Below are 16,125 nucleotides of genomic sequence, written 5' to 3' on the forward strand. Positions count from 1 at the left end.
CCACGCCCTTCCTGACCGCGCTCGGCACCCCGGTGCAGTGGGTCTTCGACCGCACCGAGGCGTCCGGGCTCGAGAAGGGCCAGTACCTCGCGCTGTCGCAGTCCGCGGCCCAGGACGAGATCGACGCCCCGGTCGCCGAGCTGCGCGAGCGGTACCTGCCCGAACTCGAACGGCTGCTGCCCCGTACCCGCGGTGCCGAGGTGCGGGACTTCTTCGTGACCAGGGAACGCACCGCGACGTTCGCTCCCGCCCCCGGCGTCGGACGGCTGCGGCCCGGCGCCCGTACCAAGGCACCCGGCCTGTACCTGGCCGGAGCGTGGACCGCCACCGGGTGGCCCGCGACCATGGAGAGTGCGGTCCGCAGCGGCATCGGTGCGGCGGGCGCCGCGCTGAGCGCCCTGGGCCGGCCCCGCCCCCGCCACCTCTTCGACGTCGAGGAGGCGGCCTGATGCTCGATCAGCGCGCGGCAGGCCCCCGCACCCCCGGTACCGCAACAAGAGGAGAGACTGTGCCCACTGTGCCCCCGGCCTCGAAGGCCGCTCGAGAGACCGCGGTGGACGTGACCGCGCTCCTGGAGCGCGGCCGGACCCTGGCCACACCGGTACTGCGGGCGGCCGTCGACCGCCTGGCACCTCCCATGGACACGGTCGCCGCCTATCACTTCGGCTGGATCGACGCCGCGGGCAACCCCGCCGACGGCGACGGCGGCAAGGCCGTGCGCCCCGCCCTCGCGGTGCTGTCCGCCGAGGTCACCGGGGCCGCACCGGAGGTCGGCATTCCCGGAGCGGTCGCCGTCGAACTGGTCCACAACTTCTCGCTGCTGCACGACGACCTGATGGACGGCGACGAACAGCGCCGGCACCGCGACACCGTCTGGAAGGTGCACGGCCCCGCCCAGGCCATCCTGGTCGGCGACGCCCTGTTCGCCCTGGCCAACGAGATCCTCCTGGAGCTCGGCACCGTCGAGGCCGGCCGCGCCACCCGCCGGCTGACCACGGCGAGCCGCGCCCTGATCGACGGCCAGGCCCAGGACATCTCCTACGAGCACCGCGACCGCGTCAGCGTCGAGGAGTGCCTGGAGATGGAGGGCAACAAGACCGGCGCCCTGCTGGCCTGCGCCAGCTCCATCGGCGCGGTGCTCGGCGGCGCGGACGAGCGCACCGCCGACTCCCTGGAGAAGTACGGCTACCACCTCGGCCTCGCCTTCCAGGCCGTCGACGACCTGCTCGGCATCTGGGGCGACCCGGAGGCCACTGGCAAGCAGACCTGGAGCGATCTGCGCCAGCGCAAGAAGTCCCTGCCGGTCGTGGCTGCGCTTGCAGCGGACGGTGCCGCCTCGGAGCGGCTCGGCGAGATCCTCGCCGCCGACGCCAAGAGCAGCGACTTCGCGAACTTCTCCGAGGAGGAGTTCGCGGCCCGCGCCGCCCTCATCGAGGAGGCGGGCGGCCGCGAGTGGACCACCGAGGAAGCGCGCCGTCAGCACACCATCGCCATCGAAGCTCTCGACGCCGTCGACATGCCCGACCGGGTGCGGCAGCAGTTCACGGCGCTCGCCGACTTCGTCGTCGTACGAAAGAGATGATCACTATCGGCCGAATAGCTCTCGCGTAGTCGCCGGCCGGTGCCGCGGATTCGTGTGCACCGGCCGACGGCGGACCCACAGCAGACGCACCACCGGAAGTGACTGCACGAAGGGGAAGCCATGACAGCGACGACCGACGGAAGCACCGGGGCCCAGCCGCCCCGCGCTGCCGCGGCCAGCGAAACCGACAGCACCACCCCCGAGGCGGCCGGGGGCCGAGAAGCCGCCGTACACGCCGTCCGGCGCGCCACCGACTTCCTGCTGTCCCGGCAGGACGCCGAGGGATGGTGGAAGGGCGACCTCGAGACGAACGTCACCATGGACGCCGAGGACCTGCTGCTGCGTCAGTTCCTGGGCATCCGCGACGAGTCCACCACCCGCGCCGCCGCCCTGTTCATCCGCGGCGAGCAGCGCAAGGACGGCACCTGGGCCACCTTTCACGGCGGACCCGGCGAACTCTCCACCACCATCGAGGCGTACGTCGCCCTGCGCCTGGCCGGCGACGCGCCCGACGCGCCACACATGGCGAAGGCATCGGAGTGGATCCGGGCAGCGGGCGGCGTCGCCGCCTCCCGCGTCTTCACCCGGATCTGGCTCGCCCTGTTCGGCTGGTGGAAGTGGGAGGACCTGCCCGAACTCCCGCCGGAGCTCATCTACTTCCCGACGTGGCTGCCGCTCAACATCTACGACTTCGGCTGCTGGGCCCGGCAGACCATCGTCCCGCTGACCATCGTCTCCGCGAAGCGGCCGGTCAGGCCCGCGCCCTTCCCTCTGGACGAGCTGCACACCGATCCGGGAAACCCGAATCCGGTGAAACCGCTTTCACCTCCGGCGAGTTGGGACGGGGCCTTTCAGCGGCTCGACAAGGGCCTGCACGCCCTGCGCAAGGTCGTGCCGAGGAAGCTGCGCAGAGCCGCCATGAACACCGCGGCGCGCTGGATCATCGAGCGGCAGGAGAACGACGGTTGCTGGGGCGGCATTCAGCCGCCGGCCGTGTACTCGCTCATCGCCCTGCATCTGCTCGGCTACGACCTCCAGCACCCCGTGATGCGGGCCGGGCTCGAGTCCCTGGACCGGTACGCCGTCTGGCGCGAGGACGGCGCCCGGATGATCGAGGCCTGCCAGTCGCCGGTGTGGGACACCTGCCTGGCGACCATCGCGCTCGTCGACGCCGGTGTGCCCGCCGATCATCCGCAGCTCGTCAAGGCCGCGGACTGGATGCTGGGCGAGCAGATCGTCCGGCCCGGCGACTGGTCGGTGCGCAAGCCCGGGCTGCCGCCGGGCGGCTGGGCGTTCGAGTTCCACAACGACAACTACCCCGACATCGACGACACCGCCGAGGTCGTCCTCGCACTGCGCCGGGTCAGGCACCACGACCCGGAGCGGGTGGAGAAGGCGATCGGGCGCGGGGTGCGCTGGAATCTCGGCATGCAGTCGAAGAACGGCGCGTGGGGCGCCTTCGACGTCGACAACACCAGCCCGTTCCCCAACCGGCTGCCGTTCTGCGACTTCGGCGAGGTCATCGACCCGCCGTCCGCGGACGTCACCGCGCACGTCGTGGAGATGCTCGCGGCCGAGGGCCTGGCCCACGACCCGCGCACCCGGCGCGGCGTCAGGTGGCTGCTGGCCCAACAGGAGCCGGACGGCTCGTGGTTCGGGCGCTGGGGCGTCAACTATGTCTACGGCACCGGGTCGGTGGTGCCCGCCCTCGTCGCCGCGGGCATTCCCGGCTCGCACCCGGCGATCCGCCGGGCGGTGGCCTGGCTGGAGAGCGTGCAGAACGACGACGGCGGCTGGGGCGAGGACCTGCGCTCCTACCAGGACGTCGAGCGATGGAGCGGCCGCGGCGCCTCCACCGCCTCGCAGACGGCCTGGGCGCTGATGGCCCTGCTGGCGGCCGGCGAGCAGGACTCCAAGGCCGTCGAACGCGGTGTCGCCTGGCTCGCCGCGACCCAGCGGAAGGACGGCTCCTGGGACGAGCCGTACTTCACCGGCACCGGCTTCCCCTGGGACTTCTCCATCAACTACCACCTCTACCGGCAGGTCTTCCCGCTCACCGCCCTCGGCCGGTTCGTGAACGGAGAGCCCTTCGCACCGGCCAAGGGGAGCTGATGGCCACGCCGCCCGCCTCGGCACCGCTGCTGATCGCCTGCGCGCTCGGCATCGAGCGCCTGGCCCTGCGCCTGGGCGACCACGGCGGTGCCGACGGGCCGGTCACCGTCCTGCGCACCGGCATGGGGCCCCGGTCGGCCGAGCGCTCCATCACCCAGGCGCTGGCCGACCCGGCCCTCACCGAGGCCTCCGTGCTCGCCACCGGCTTCTGCGCGGGGCTGGCCCCCGGCATGCACCCCGGCGACCTGGTCGTCGCCGAGGAGACCCGGCACCCGTACGGCAGCACGCCGTGCGTGGGCACCGAACTGCTCGTCAAGGAACTCATCCGTGCCGTGCCCGGCCGTACCGTCCACACCGGGCCGGTCACCGGCTCCGACCACGTCGTCCGTGGTCAGGAACGTGCCGACCTGCTCGCCACCGGCGCAATCGCGGTCGACATGGAGTCGGCGGCAACGCTTCTGAGCGCGGGGCGCGTGGGTGCGCGTCCGGTTGCGGCCGTCCGGGTGGTCGTGGACGCTCCAGAACATGAGCTCGTCCGGATCGGCACGGTGCGCGGTGGAATATCTGCTTTCCGCGTCCTTCGTTCCATTCTTCCCGCATTCTTTGAATGGCACCGTAATGTGTTGCTCCCCAGGAGGTGAGCCCGATGGCCATGCCGCTGCGTCAGTCCATCAAGGTCGCTACTTACTTGGCTGAACAGAAGCTCCGCAGGCGCGACAAGTTCCCGCTCATCGTCGAGCTCGAACCGCTCTTCGCCTGCAACCTCAAGTGCGAGGGCTGCGGCAAGATCCAGCACCCCGCCGGGGTGCTCAAGCAGCGCATGCCGGTCGCGCAGGCCGTGGGAGCGGTGCTGGAGTCCGGGGCGCCGATGGTGTCGATCGCCGGCGGCGAGCCGCTGATGCACCCCCAGATCGACGAGATCGTGCGCCAGCTGGTGGCCAGGCGGAAGTACGTCTTCCTGTGCACCAACGCCATGCTGCTGCGCAAGAAGATGGACAAGTTCAAGCCCTCGCCGTACTTCGCCTTCGCCGTGCACATCGACGGCCTGCGCGAGCGGCACGACGAGTCGGTCGCCAAAGAGGGTGTGTTCGACGAGGCCGTGGCGGCCATCAAGGAGGCCAAGCGGCGCGGCTTCCGGGTCACCACCAACTCGACCTTCTTCAACACCGACACCCCGCAGACCGTCGTCGAGGTGCTCAACTTCCTCAACGACGACCTCGAGGTCGACGAGATGATGATCTCGCCCGCCTACGCCTACGAGAAGGCCCCCGACCAGGAGCACTTCCTGGGTGTGGAGCAGACCCGCGAGCTGTTCAAGAAGGCCTTCGCGGGCGGCAACCGGCGCCGTTGGCGGCTCAACCACTCCCCGCTGTTCCTCGACTTCCTCGAGGGCAAGGTCGACTTCCCCTGCACCGCATGGGCGATCCCGAACTACTCGCTGTTCGGCTGGCAGCGCCCCTGCTACCTGATGAGCGACGGCTACGTGCCGACGTACCGCGAACTGATCGAGGAGACCGACTGGGACAAGTACGGCCGCGGCAAGGACCCGCGCTGCGCCAACTGCATGGCGCACTGCGGCTACGAGCCCACCGCCGTCCTCGCCACCATGGGTTCCCTGAAGGAGTCCCTGCGCGCCATGCGCGAGACGGTCTCCGGAAACCGGGAGTGACGCCATGACCGCCATTCCCCTGGGCGTCCCCGAGGTACCGGTCCGGCCGATCGCCGAGCGGCGTGTGTCGCGGCAGATCCAGGTCGGATCCGTGGCGGTGGGCGGCGACGCCCCGGTGTCGGTGCAGTCGATGACGACGACCCGTACGTCGGACGTCGGCGCGACGCTGCAGCAGATCGCCGAGCTGACGGCGTCCGGCTGTCAGATCGTCCGCGTCGCCTGCCCGACCCAGGACGACGCCGACGCGCTGGCGACCATCGCGCGCAAGTCGCAGATCCCGGTGATCGCGGACATCCACTTCCAGCCGAAGTACGTGTTCGCCGCGATCGAGGCCGGCTGCGCCGCGGTCCGGGTCAACCCCGGCAACATCAAGCAGTTCGACGACAAGGTCAAGGAGATCGCGCGGGCCGCCAAGGACCACGGCACGCCGATCCGTATCGGCGTCAACGCGGGCTCGCTGGACCGGCGGCTGCTGCAGAAGTACGGCAAGGCGACGCCGGAGGCGCTGGTGGAGTCGGCGCTGTGGGAGGCGTCGCTGTTCGAGGAGCACGACTTCCGGGACATCAAGATCTCGGTGAAGCACAACGACCCGGTCGTGATGATCGAGGCGTACCGCCAGCTCGCCGCGCAGTGCGACTACCCGCTGCACCTGGGCGTCACGGAGGCGGGCCCGGCGTTCCAGGGCACGATCAAGTCGGCGGTGGCCTTCGGCGCGCTGCTGTCGCAGGGCATCGGCGACACGATCCGGGTGTCCCTGTCCGCCCCGCCCGCCGAGGAGGTCAAGGTCGGCATCCAGATCCTGGAGTCGCTGAACCTCAAGGAGCGCGGTCTGGAGATCGTCTCCTGTCCGTCCTGCGGCCGCGCCCAGGTCGATGTGTACAAGCTGGCCGAGGAGGTCACCGCCGGCCTCACGGGCATGGAAGTGCCCTTGCGTGTCGCGGTCATGGGGTGTGTGGTGAACGGCCCCGGCGAGGCCCGCGAGGCCGACCTCGGCGTCGCCTCCGGCAACGGCAAGGGGCAGATCTTCGTCAAGGGCGAGGTCATCAAGACCGTCCCCGAGTCCAAGATCGTCGAGACGCTCATCGAGGAGGCCATGAAGATCGCCGAGCAGATGGAGCAGGACGGGGCCGCAGCGGGCGCCCCCACCGGCACGGGAAAACCGGCAGTGACGGTGAGCTGAGGGAAGGCACGGACCGAGAGGGGGCTGAGCGTGACGATTCTGGAGAACATCCGGGGACCACGCGACGTGAAGGCGCTGTCCGAGGCGCAACTGCGCGAACTGTCCGACGAAATCAGGGAGTTCCTGGTGCAGGCGGTAGCCAGGACCGGCGGCCACCTCGGCCCCAATCTGGGGGTGGTGGAACTCTCCGTCGCGCTCCACCGGGTCTTCGAGTCACCGGTCGACCGCATCCTGTGGGACACCGGACACCAGAGCTACGTACACAAACTCCTGACAGGGCGTCAGGACTTCTCCAAGCTGCGCGGCAAGGGCGGCCTGTCCGGCTATCCGTCGCGCGAGGAGTCCGAGCACGACGTCATCGAGAACAGCCACGCCTCCACCGCGCTCGGCTGGGCCGACGGACTCGCCAAGGCCCGCCAGGTGCAGGGCGAGAAGGGGCATGTCGTCGCGGTGATCGGCGACGGCGCTCTCACCGGCGGCATGGCCTGGGAGGCGCTGAACAACATCGCGGCCGCCAAGGACCGGCCGCTGATCATCGTCGTCAACGACAACGAGCGCTCGTACGCGCCGACCATCGGGGGGCTGGCCAACCATCTCGCGACGCTGCGTACCACCGACTCGTACGAGAAGGTCCTCGCCTGGGGCAAGGACGTACTCCTGCGCACCCCGGTCGTCGGAGGCACGGTCTACGAGGCGCTGCACGGCGCGAAGAAGGGCTTCAAGGACGCCTTCGCGCCGCAGGGGATGTTCGAGGACCTCGGCCTGAAGTACGTCGGCCCCATCGACGGACACGACATCAAGGCCGTCGAGTCGGCGCTGCGGCGCGCCAAACGCTTCCACGGGCCGGTGCTGGTGCACTGCCTCACCGTGAAGGGCCGCGGCTATGAACCCGCCCTCGCGCACGAGGAGGACCACTTCCACACCGTCGGCGTGATGGACCCGCTGACCTGCGAGCCGCTGGCCCCCTCCAACGGGCCGTCGTGGACCTCGGTGTTCGGCGACGAGATCGTCAGGATCGGCGAGGAGCGGGAGGACGTCGTGGCGATCACGGCGGCCATGCTGCACCCGGTGGGTCTTGCCGGGTTCGCCCAGCGGTTCCCGGACCGGGTGTGGGACGTCGGCATCGCCGAACAGCACGCGGCGGTTTCCGCGGCCGGCCTCGCGACCGGCGGACTGCACCCCGTCGTCGCCGTCTACGCCACCTTCCTCAACCGCGCCTTCGACCAGCTCCTGATGGACGTGGCGCTGCACCGGTGCGGGGTGACCTTCGTCCTGGACCGGGCGGGCGTGACCGGCGTCGACGGGCCCTCCCACAACGGCATGTGGGACATGTCGATCCTCCAGGTCGTGCCAGGGCTGCGGATCGCCGCGCCACGCGACGCCGACCAGCTGCGGGCCCAGCTGCGCGAGGCGGTCGCCGTCGACGACGCGCCGACGCTCGTGCGCTTCCCCAAGGAGTCGGTGGGGCCGCGCGTCCCGGCCATCGACCGGGTGGGCGGCATCGACGTACTGCACTCTTCGGATCCTTCGGATGTCCTGCTGGTCGCCGTCGGCGTGATGGCGCCGGTCTGCCTGCAGGCCGCCGAGCTGCTCGAAGCACGCGGCATCGGCTGCACCGTGGTCGACCCCCGCTGGGTCAAGCCCGTCGACCCGGCGCTGCCCGGCCTCGCCGCCACGCACCGGCTGGTCGCGGTCGTCGAGGACAACAGCCGCGCCTCCGGGGTCGGCGCGGCGGTGGCGCTCGCGCTGAGCGACGCCGAAGTGGACGTTCCCGTACGGCGGTTCGGCATCCCGGAGCAGTTCCTCGCGCACGCCAAGCGCGGTGAGGTGCTGGCCGACATCGGCCTCACGCCGGTCGAGATCGCCGGGCGGATCAGCGCGAGCCTGGCCGTCAAGGAGGAGCTGTCCAAGGAGACCGACCTCCACGCGGAGCTGTCCGGGGAGACGGCTGTGAGGGAAGAGCTGTCCAAGGAGACTCAGCCATGACAAGCGCGGAATCCGCGTCCCAGCCGCCGGAGTCGGGGCCCGAGAAGGAGTTCGACCTCGGTGCGCTGCTGGCCGAGCGCGGAGCCGAGCGCTACGAGCTGCACGCCCGGTACCTCAACCACCAGCTCCCGCGCATGCTGCACACGATCGGCTTCGACAAGGTCTACGAGCGGGCCGAGGGCGCCTACTTCTGGGACGCGGACGGCAACGACTACCTGGACATGCTCGCCGGCTTCGGGGTGATGGGCCTGGGCCGCCACCACCCCGTGGTCCGCAAGGCGCTGCACGACGTCCTCGACGCCCAGCTCGCCGACCTCACCCGCTTCGACTGCCAGCCGCTGCCCGGGCTGCTGGCCGAGCGGCTGCTGGCGCACAGCCCGCACCTGGACCGGGTGTTCTTCGGCAACAGCGGCACCGAGGCCGTCGAGACGGCGCTGAAGTTCGCCCGGTACGTCACCGGCCGGCCGCGGATCCTGTACTGCACGCACGCCTTCCACGGACTGACCACCGGCTCGCTGTCCGTGAACGGTGAGTCGGGCTTCCGCGACGGCTTCGCCCCGCTGCTGCCCGACACGGCCGTGCCGCTCGGCGACCTCGACGCCCTGGCCCGGGAACTGAAGCGGGGTGACGTCGCCGCCCTGATCGTCGAGCCCATCCAGGGCAAGGGCGTGCACGAGGCCCCGCCCGGCTATCTGCGCGCCGCCCAGGAGTTGCTCCACCGGCACAAGGCGCTGCTCATCGCGGACGAGGTGCAGACCGGGCTGGGCCGTACCGGCGACTTCTACGCCTACCAGCACGAGGAGGGCGTCGAGCCGGACCTGGTGTGCGTGGCCAAGGCCCTCTCGGGCGGCTATGTGCCGGTGGGCGCCACCCTGGGCAGGGACTGGATCTTCAAGAAGGTCTACTCGTCGATGGACCGGGTGCTGGTCCACTCGGCCAGCTTCGGGTCCAACGCCCAGGCCATGGCGGCGGGCCTGGCGGTGCTGTCGGTGATGGAGAACCAGCAGATCGTCGCGGGCGTGCGCACCACCGGCGAACTGCTCAGGTCCCGGCTGGCGGCGCTGACCGACACGTACGAGATGCTCGCGGACGTCCGCGGCCGGGGACTGATGATCGGCATCGAGTTCGGCCGGCCCCGGTCGCTGAAGCTGCGCAGCCGCTGGGCCATGCTGCAGGCCGCCCGCAAGGGGCTGTTCGCGCAGATGGTGGTCGTCCCGCTGCTGCAGCGACACCGGATCCTCACCCAGGTCTCCGGCGACCATCTGGAGGTCATCAAGCTGATCCCGCCGCTGATCATCGGCGAGCGGGAGGTGGACCGGTTCGTCGACGCGTTCACGGCCGTGATGGACGACGCGCACAACGGCGGCGGCCTGGTGTGGGACTTCGGCAAGACGCTGGTGAAGCAGGCGGTCGCCAACCGATAAGACTTTTGCCTTACAGGCAAGAAATTTGCCCAATGGGCAAGCCTCCGGCTGAATGGAGGCATGAGCTCCTCCGCCTCCGAGCCCGGGGCCGAGCCGGCCGACGGTCTGCCGGTGGTCGCCCCGCAGCTCCGCGCCCTGCGCCGGCGGGCCGGCCTCACCCTGGAGGTCGCCGCCCGCACCGCCGGACTCTCGCCCGCCCATCTCTCCCGGCTGGAGACCGGGCAGCGTCAGCCCTCGCTGCCGATGCTGCTCTCGCTCGCCCGCATTTACAGTACGACGGTCTCGGAGCTGCTCGGCGAGACGGTCGCCGACCGGGACGCCGTCGTGCGCGCGGCCGCCATGGAGCCGACGGGTGCGGGCGGCTGGACGTACTGGCAGGCCGGCGCGCCCGGCCGCGGCATGCAGGCGCTGCGCGTCCAGGTGCCGTACGGCTCGCAGGGCGACATCGTGCGCGTGCACCCCGGTGAGGAGTGGCTGTACGTCCTCAAGGGCCGCCTGCGGCTGCGCCTCGGGGACACCGCGCACCTGCTCGCACCAGGGGACAGCGCTCACTTCGACTCGCTGACCCCGCACCGCATCGCCGCCCAGGACCCCGACGGGGTCGAGCTCCTCTTCGTCCACACCCTGCTGCAGAGCCCCACGGCCGCGCTGTGCCTCGGCCCTATTACGGGAGAAACGCCATGAGCGACATCGAGCAGAAGTTCCCGCGGGCCATCTGGGTCCGGCTGTTCATCTACATCGTGGCAGGACATGTCTTCGCCGCCTTCCTCTACCTGCTCTTCGAGGTGGGGGCGAAGTAGGCCGCACTCGGGTCCGGCTCAGTCGAGCAGTCGCGCGCGCAGCCGGTCCCGGGTCTCCGGGGCCACCCCCAGTCCCTGTTCCAGGTAGGTGTCGACGCCGCCCCACGTCTCGTCGATGGTCTCGATGGCCGCCGTCAGATACTCGGCGCGCGCGTCGAAGAGAGGGCTGAGAAGCTCCATGACCTCGGGGGAGTAGGCGGAGGCGGAGGTGCTGCTGCGGTGCACCTTGTAGCGGCGGTGCTTGGCGTTCGACTCCAGGTAGTCGGCGAGGATGGCCTCGCGGTCCACGCCGAGGGCGAGCAGCGTGACGGCGATGGACAGGCCGGCGCGGTCCTTGCCCGCCGCGCAGTGCATCAGGGCCGGGACGCTGTCCTCGGCGAGCGCGTGCAGTACCTGGGAGTGTTCGGTCGTGCGCTCCTTGATGATCGTGCGGTACGAGGTGATCATCCGGTTCGCCGCCTTGCCGTCCGCGAGGATCGAGCGCAGCTGGTCCAGGTCGCCGTCCCGGACCATCTTCCAGAACTCGGCGCCGTCCGCGGGGTCCGTCAGCGGCAGGTTCACATTGCGCACGCCCGGCAGCTCGACGTCGGGGCCCTCGAGCTTCTGGTCCGCCGCGTTGCGGAAGTCGAAGATCGTGTGCAGTCCGAGGGAGCCGAGGAACTCGGCGTCCTCGTCGGTGGCGTGCGCGAGGTGACCGCTGCGGAACAACACCCCGTACCGCACCCGTCGGCCGTCCTCCGTCGGCAGGCCGCCGACGTCACGGAAGTTGCGCACTCCGGCCAGTTCGGGCTCGGTCGACGGCACCTGCTGCGTCACGGGGGCTCCCTCCCATCGGCCCCGTCGGCGCGGCTCGTCGACGGGCACGCAGTCGACGATACGACATGGATTCCTGGGGCAATGAGTTGTCCACAGGAGGTCACAGCCCGTTGGACGAGTTGTCCACAGGCGTTGCCCCGGACGCCCGCGGCCCTTGATGATGTTGGTGCTTGAGTGGAGCTGTCGGAATCTGTGGGGGCCTGATGTTGGAGATCGCCGAGAACGGGCGTACGTGGCTGCTGTCGGGGCCCACGAGCAGCTATGCCGTCCACCTCACCGACGACGACGAGCTGCTGCATCTGCACTGGGGCCCGCGGATCGCGCTCGCCGACGCCGAGGCCCTCGCCGTGCGCCCACTGCCGGACTACTGGCCCTTCGAGTCGCCGCTCGACGGGCGCGAGGAGTATCCCGTCGAGGGCGGCCCTCGCTTCGTGCGGCCCGCCCTGTCCGTGCGCACCGACGAGCGGCGCGGCACCGAGTGGCGTTTCGAGGCCCACGAGACCGCGGACCAGGAGCTGCGGCTGCGCTTCCGCGACGCCGGGCTGGCGATCACCCTGCACTACCGGATGCGTGACGACGTCGTGGAGCGTTGGGTGACCCTGCACAACGACGGGCCCGAGGCCGAGCTGCTGCGTGCCGACTCCGCGACCTGGACCCTGCCGGACCGCGACGCATGGCGGCTGTCCCAGCTGCACGGTCGCTGGGCCGCGGAGTCCCGGCTCGTGCGCTCCCCCCTCACCTACGGTGAGAAGGTCATCGGCAGCCGCCGCGGACACACCGGCCACCAGCATCTGCCGTGGGTGGCGCTGGACACCGACGCGACCGAGGAGCGCGGCGAGGTCTACGGCTGCGCCCTCGCCTGGTCGGGCTCGTGGCGGATCGCCGTCGCACAACTGCCGGACGCGCGCGTGCAGATCACCGGCGGAGCCGGCTACGACGACTCCGGCCTGCTGCGGCTGGCGGCGGGGGAGTCCTTCACCACCCCTGTCTTCGCCGGCCTCTGGAGCGACGGCGGCTTCGGCGGTGCCAGCCGCGCCTGGCACGCCTACCAGCGGGCGTACGTCATTCCGGACGCCGAGCGGAACCGGCCGGTGCTGTTCAACTCCTGGGAGGCCACCGAGTTCGACATCAGCGAGGAGCAGCAGCGGGCGCTCGCCCGGCGGGCCGCGGCGATCGGCGTCGAGCTGTTCGTCGTCGACGACGGCTGGTTCGGGACGCGCACCAGCGACCGCGCCGGGCTCGGCGACTGGACACCCAACCCCGATCGCTTCCCGGCCGGACTCAAGCCGCTCGCCGACGACGTGCACGCGCTGGGGATGCAGTTCGGGATCTGGGTCGAGCCCGAGATGGTCAATCCCGACAGCGAGCTGTACCGCGCCCACCCGGACTGGGTGCAGTTCCAACCGGGGCGAAAGCGGACAGAACTTCGCAATCAGCTCGTACTGAACCTCGCGCGGGAGGATGTGCAGGACTACCTCTGGGAGCAGCTGCACGGGCTCCTGTCCAGCGCCCCGATCGACTACGTGAAGTGGGACTTCAACCGTTGCTTCACCGATGCCGGCTGGCCCGGTGAGTCATATCCGCAGCGGCTGTGGGTCGACCATGTGCGCGCCGTGTACGCCCTGTTGGACCGGCTGCGGGCGGCCCACCCCGGTGTCGCCTTCGAGTCCTGCTCGGGTGGCGGCGGTCGCATCGACCTCGGTGTGATGAGCCGTACAGACCAGGTGTGGACCTCCGACAACACCGATCCGCTCGACCGGCTCGCCATCCAGGACGGCTTCAGTCAGATCCACCCCGCGCGCGTGATGGCCGCCTGGGTCACCGACAGCCCCAACACCCAGCTCAACGGCCGGATCAGCTCGCTGCGCTTCCGCTTCGTCAGCGCCATGGCCGGGGTGCTCGGCGTCGGGGGTGACCTCACCCGGTGGACTGACGAGGAGCTCGCGGAGGCCCGGGGCTGGGTGGCGCTCTACAAGGAGATCCGGCCACTCGTGCAGCGCGGGGACCTCCACCGGCTGCGGCCGCCACGGGGCGGGCTGAGCGCCGTCCAGTACGTACGCGGCGACGAGGCCGTCGTACTCGCATGGCTTCAGGCGCAGAGCCACGGGGAGCCCGTCCCGGCGCTGCGGCTGCAAGGTCTCGACCCCACCGCGTCGTACGAATGCCGCGAAACGGGCGAAGTGCACCGGGGTGCCGTACTGCTGCACCACGGACTGCGCACCGGACTGCGGGGTGACCTCGATGCGACGGTTCTCCGACTGTGCCGCATCTGACTCTTCTGTCCGAATTAGCCTCTTCATTCCAACTCGCTCGGGAATAAAGGAACCTGGAGCGACGTCACGTGAGCAGCGTCATATCCGTGACCGTGAGTCGCCCGTCATGTTCACGTAATCCAAGCGCTTTTCAAGGGCATTTGCGGAATGTGACGGTTCCGGAATTCACGGAGGGTGACCGTGAATTCGGTGAACTGATCAAGAAGTGGGTGTTCGCGCGGAACCTCTTGCTTGTCCCATTGCGTCTTGGTCGCTTACGTTCCACACCGATCCGGGTGGACGCCTAATCCTGCCGCCGCCCGGTGCCCGCGCAAACTCACCCGTGTACGGCAGGAGCGGGGGACCCACAGGTACAAATGCCTGTTCCGGTCTCCGGAACGGCTAGGGGTACAGCCGCGTTTCGGCGCGGCCGGGCATCTCCAGCCCGCACCCGACAGCTCACCTCGCAGGCGCCGGAGAGGAATTCGCCATGCCCGCGAAGGGTAAGCACCGCCGTCCGAAGACCCAGCGTTTCACCCGTTCCATCGCCATTGCCGGAACCGGTGGCGCCGCACTCGCCCTCCCGCTGATGGGGGCCGCCGGCGCCCATGCCGCCACTGCGCAGTCCGCTCCGGAAGGCGCCGTTCAGTCGGTCGCCGCAGAGAAGGCCGCCGCCCAGAAGAAGGCCGCCGAAAAGAAGTCCGCCGCGAAGAACGCCGGTGTGAAGACCTATTCGGTGAAGGTCGGCGACTACCTCGCGAAGATCGCCGAGGAGCAGAGCGTCACCGGTGGCTGGCAGAAGCTCTACCAGGACAACCGTGAGACCGTCGGCGACAACCCGTCGCTGATCCACCCCGGCCTGAAGCTCACGATCGGCAAGAAGGCCGCGGCGAGCACGGACAAGCCGTCGTCCGCTTCGCCCTCTTCCTCCTCTTCGTCGGAGTCATCCGAGTCGTCCGAGGCGTCGAAGTCGACGAACTCGACTGAGTCCTCGGCGAAGTCGTCCGACCAGTCGTCGTCCGCCGAGTCCTCCTCGTCGAACACGTCGACGGCCACCCAGTCCGCCGCCGGCACCTCCACCGGCTTCTCCGCCCCCGTGGACAGCGCCGCCGTCAGCACCGCCTACAAGGTGGCGGGCAGTATGTGGTCCAGCGGCTACCACACCGGCGTCGACTTCGTCACGCCGACGGGCACCCCGCTCAAGGCCGTCGGCGCAGGCACGGTCGTCTCCGCGGGCTGGGCCGGTGCGTACGGCAACCAGGTCGTCATCAAGCTGGCCGACGGCTACTACGCCCAGTACGCCCACCTGTCCTCGCTGTCCGTCTCCAGCGGCCAGACCGTGACCGCGGGCCAGCAGATCGGCTTCTCGGGTTCGACCGGCAACTCGACCGGCCCGCACCTGCACTTCGAGATCCGCACCACTCCGAACTACGGCTCGGACGTGGACCCGGTCGCGTACCTCCGCTCGCACGGAGTCTCCGTCGGCTGACGCACGCGCCTCGCACACCGCCGAAGGCCGGACCCCGATCCCCGGGTCCGGCCTTCGGCATGTGCGGACGCAGCGGTTATTCCGGAGTTGACCAACCTTTTGGCAGTGGCTTATCTCACCGCCCGTCAACCCCTTCCTACGGTCGCGTAGGTCACATTCGACACGGAATCATGACCCGACGTGGCAGACGATTCGAAGAATGACAGCAGATCAGTGATCGGGTCGTACGTGGCGGTGGGGGACAGCTTCACCGAGGGCGTAGGCGACCCCGGCCCCGACGGGGCGTTCGTCGGCTGGGCCGACCGCTTCGCCGTACTGCTCGCGGACCGCCGAGCCGAGGGCGACTTCCAGTACACGAACCTCGCCGTACGCGGAAAACTGCTCGACCAGATCGTGGCGGACCAGCTTCCGCGGGCCGTCGAACTCGCGCCGGACCTGGTCTCGTTCTGCGCCGGCGGAAACGACATCCTCCGGCCCGGTACCGACCCGGACGACGTCGCCGAGCGCTTCGAGCGGGCGATCGCCGCGCTGACGGCCGTCGCGGGCACGGTGATGGTGACGACCGGCTTCGACACTCGGGGCGTACCCCTGCTGAAGCACCTGCGCGGCAAGATCGCCACCTACAACGGGCATGTGCGGGCCATCGCCGACCGGTACGGCTGTCCGGTGCTCGACCTGTGGTCCCTCAAGTCCATTCAGGACCGCAGGGCCTGGGACGACGACCGGCTGCATCTCTCGCCCGAGGGGCACACGCGCGTGGCGCTGCGGGCCGGTCAGGTCCTCGGCCTCGCCGTCCCCGCCGATCCGGAGCAGCC

At 70.1% G+C, this 16,125-nt stretch carries 14 protein-coding genes and 1 riboswitch; of the genes, 13 read left to right on the forward strand and 1 reads right to left on the reverse strand.

Annotation, left to right across the window (positions count from 1 at the left end; genetic code table 11):
* From ACTWQJ_RS27645 to ACTWQJ_RS27690, 10 genes are all read left to right on the forward strand, one after another.
* Positions 1-449: FAD-dependent oxidoreductase (locus ACTWQJ_RS27645; RefSeq protein WP_443309259.1), on the forward strand; the 449-nt coding region annotated here is incomplete at its 5' end.
* Between the two features lie 68 nt (positions 450-517).
* On the forward strand, positions 518-1,582 hold the full coding sequence (locus tag ACTWQJ_RS27650) for a polyprenyl synthetase family protein (protein ID WP_443309269.1): 1,065 nt from the start codon (positions 518-520) through the stop codon (positions 1,580-1,582).
* 120 nt (positions 1,583-1,702) lie between these two features.
* A complete protein-coding gene (gene shc, locus ACTWQJ_RS27655; RefSeq protein WP_443309260.1) occupies positions 1,703-3,694 on the forward strand; it encodes a squalene--hopene cyclase in 1,992 nt (663 codons plus the stop codon).
* A complete protein-coding gene (locus tag ACTWQJ_RS27660; protein WP_443309261.1) occupies positions 3,694-4,335 on the forward strand; it encodes a phosphorylase family protein in 642 nt (213 codons plus the stop codon). The genes shc and ACTWQJ_RS27660 overlap by 1 nt, the downstream gene beginning before the upstream one ends.
* 5 nt (positions 4,336-4,340) lie before the next feature.
* Complete coding sequence (hpnH, locus tag ACTWQJ_RS27665) at positions 4,341-5,363, forward strand: adenosyl-hopene transferase HpnH (RefSeq protein WP_224733936.1); 1,023 nt, start codon at positions 4,341-4,343, stop codon at positions 5,361-5,363.
* Between the two features lie 4 nt (positions 5,364-5,367).
* The gene (gene ispG / locus ACTWQJ_RS27670) at positions 5,368-6,543 is read left to right on the forward strand and encodes a flavodoxin-dependent (E)-4-hydroxy-3-methylbut-2-enyl-diphosphate synthase (RefSeq protein ID WP_443309262.1); all 1,176 of its coding nucleotides are present in this window, start codon (positions 5,368-5,370) and stop codon (positions 6,541-6,543) included.
* A gap of 30 nt (positions 6,544-6,573) precedes the next feature.
* Positions 6,574-8,529, forward strand: coding sequence for a 1-deoxy-D-xylulose-5-phosphate synthase (dxs, locus tag ACTWQJ_RS27675; protein ID WP_443309263.1), 1,956 nt, complete (start codon positions 6,574-6,576; stop codon positions 8,527-8,529).
* Entirely contained in the window at positions 8,526-9,953 is a 1,428-nt protein-coding gene (locus ACTWQJ_RS27680; protein WP_443309264.1) for an aspartate aminotransferase family protein, read from the forward strand. Before dxs ends, ACTWQJ_RS27680 begins: the two co-directional genes overlap by 4 nt.
* A gap of 60 nt (positions 9,954-10,013) precedes the next feature.
* Positions 10,014-10,637: a helix-turn-helix domain-containing protein gene (locus tag ACTWQJ_RS27685; RefSeq protein WP_443309265.1), complete on the forward strand. Its 624-nt coding sequence runs from the start codon at positions 10,014-10,016 to the stop codon at positions 10,635-10,637.
* A complete protein-coding gene (locus ACTWQJ_RS27690) occupies positions 10,634-10,753 on the forward strand; it encodes a DUF6126 family protein (RefSeq protein WP_224734064.1) in 120 nt (39 codons plus the stop codon). The genes ACTWQJ_RS27685 and ACTWQJ_RS27690 overlap by 4 nt, the downstream gene beginning before the upstream one ends.
* Positions 10,754-10,771: 18 nt before the next feature.
* Here ACTWQJ_RS27690 and ACTWQJ_RS27695 read toward each other — a convergent pair whose 3' ends face one another.
* The gene (locus ACTWQJ_RS27695) at positions 10,772-11,569 is read right to left on the reverse strand and encodes a tyrosine-protein phosphatase (RefSeq protein ID WP_443309266.1); all 798 of its coding nucleotides are present in this window, start codon (positions 11,567-11,569) and stop codon (positions 10,772-10,774) included.
* 203 nt (positions 11,570-11,772) lie between these two features.
* On the opposite strand from ACTWQJ_RS27695, the gene ACTWQJ_RS27700 reads away from it, so the two are divergent.
* From ACTWQJ_RS27700 to ACTWQJ_RS27710, 3 genes are all read left to right on the forward strand, one after another.
* Positions 11,773-13,842: an alpha-galactosidase gene (locus tag ACTWQJ_RS27700; protein WP_443309267.1), complete on the forward strand. Its 2,070-nt coding sequence runs from the start codon at positions 11,773-11,775 to the stop codon at positions 13,840-13,842.
* A 307-nt stretch (positions 13,843-14,149) separates the two neighbouring features.
* Positions 14,150-14,309: riboswitch (cyclic di-AMP (ydaO/yuaA leader) on the forward strand.
* 2 nt (positions 14,310-14,311) lie between these two features.
* Entirely contained in the window at positions 14,312-15,310 is a 999-nt protein-coding gene (locus ACTWQJ_RS27705; protein ID WP_443309268.1) for a M23 family metallopeptidase, read from the forward strand.
* A 213-nt stretch (positions 15,311-15,523) separates the two neighbouring features.
* Positions 15,524-16,125: SGNH/GDSL hydrolase family protein (locus ACTWQJ_RS27710; protein ID WP_443309270.1), on the forward strand; the 602-nt coding region annotated here is incomplete at its 3' end.

Source organism: Streptomyces sp. KR55 (assembly GCF_052245645.1).
GTDB classification, from domain to species: domain Bacteria; phylum Actinomycetota; class Actinomycetes; order Streptomycetales; family Streptomycetaceae; genus Streptomyces; species Streptomyces flavusporus.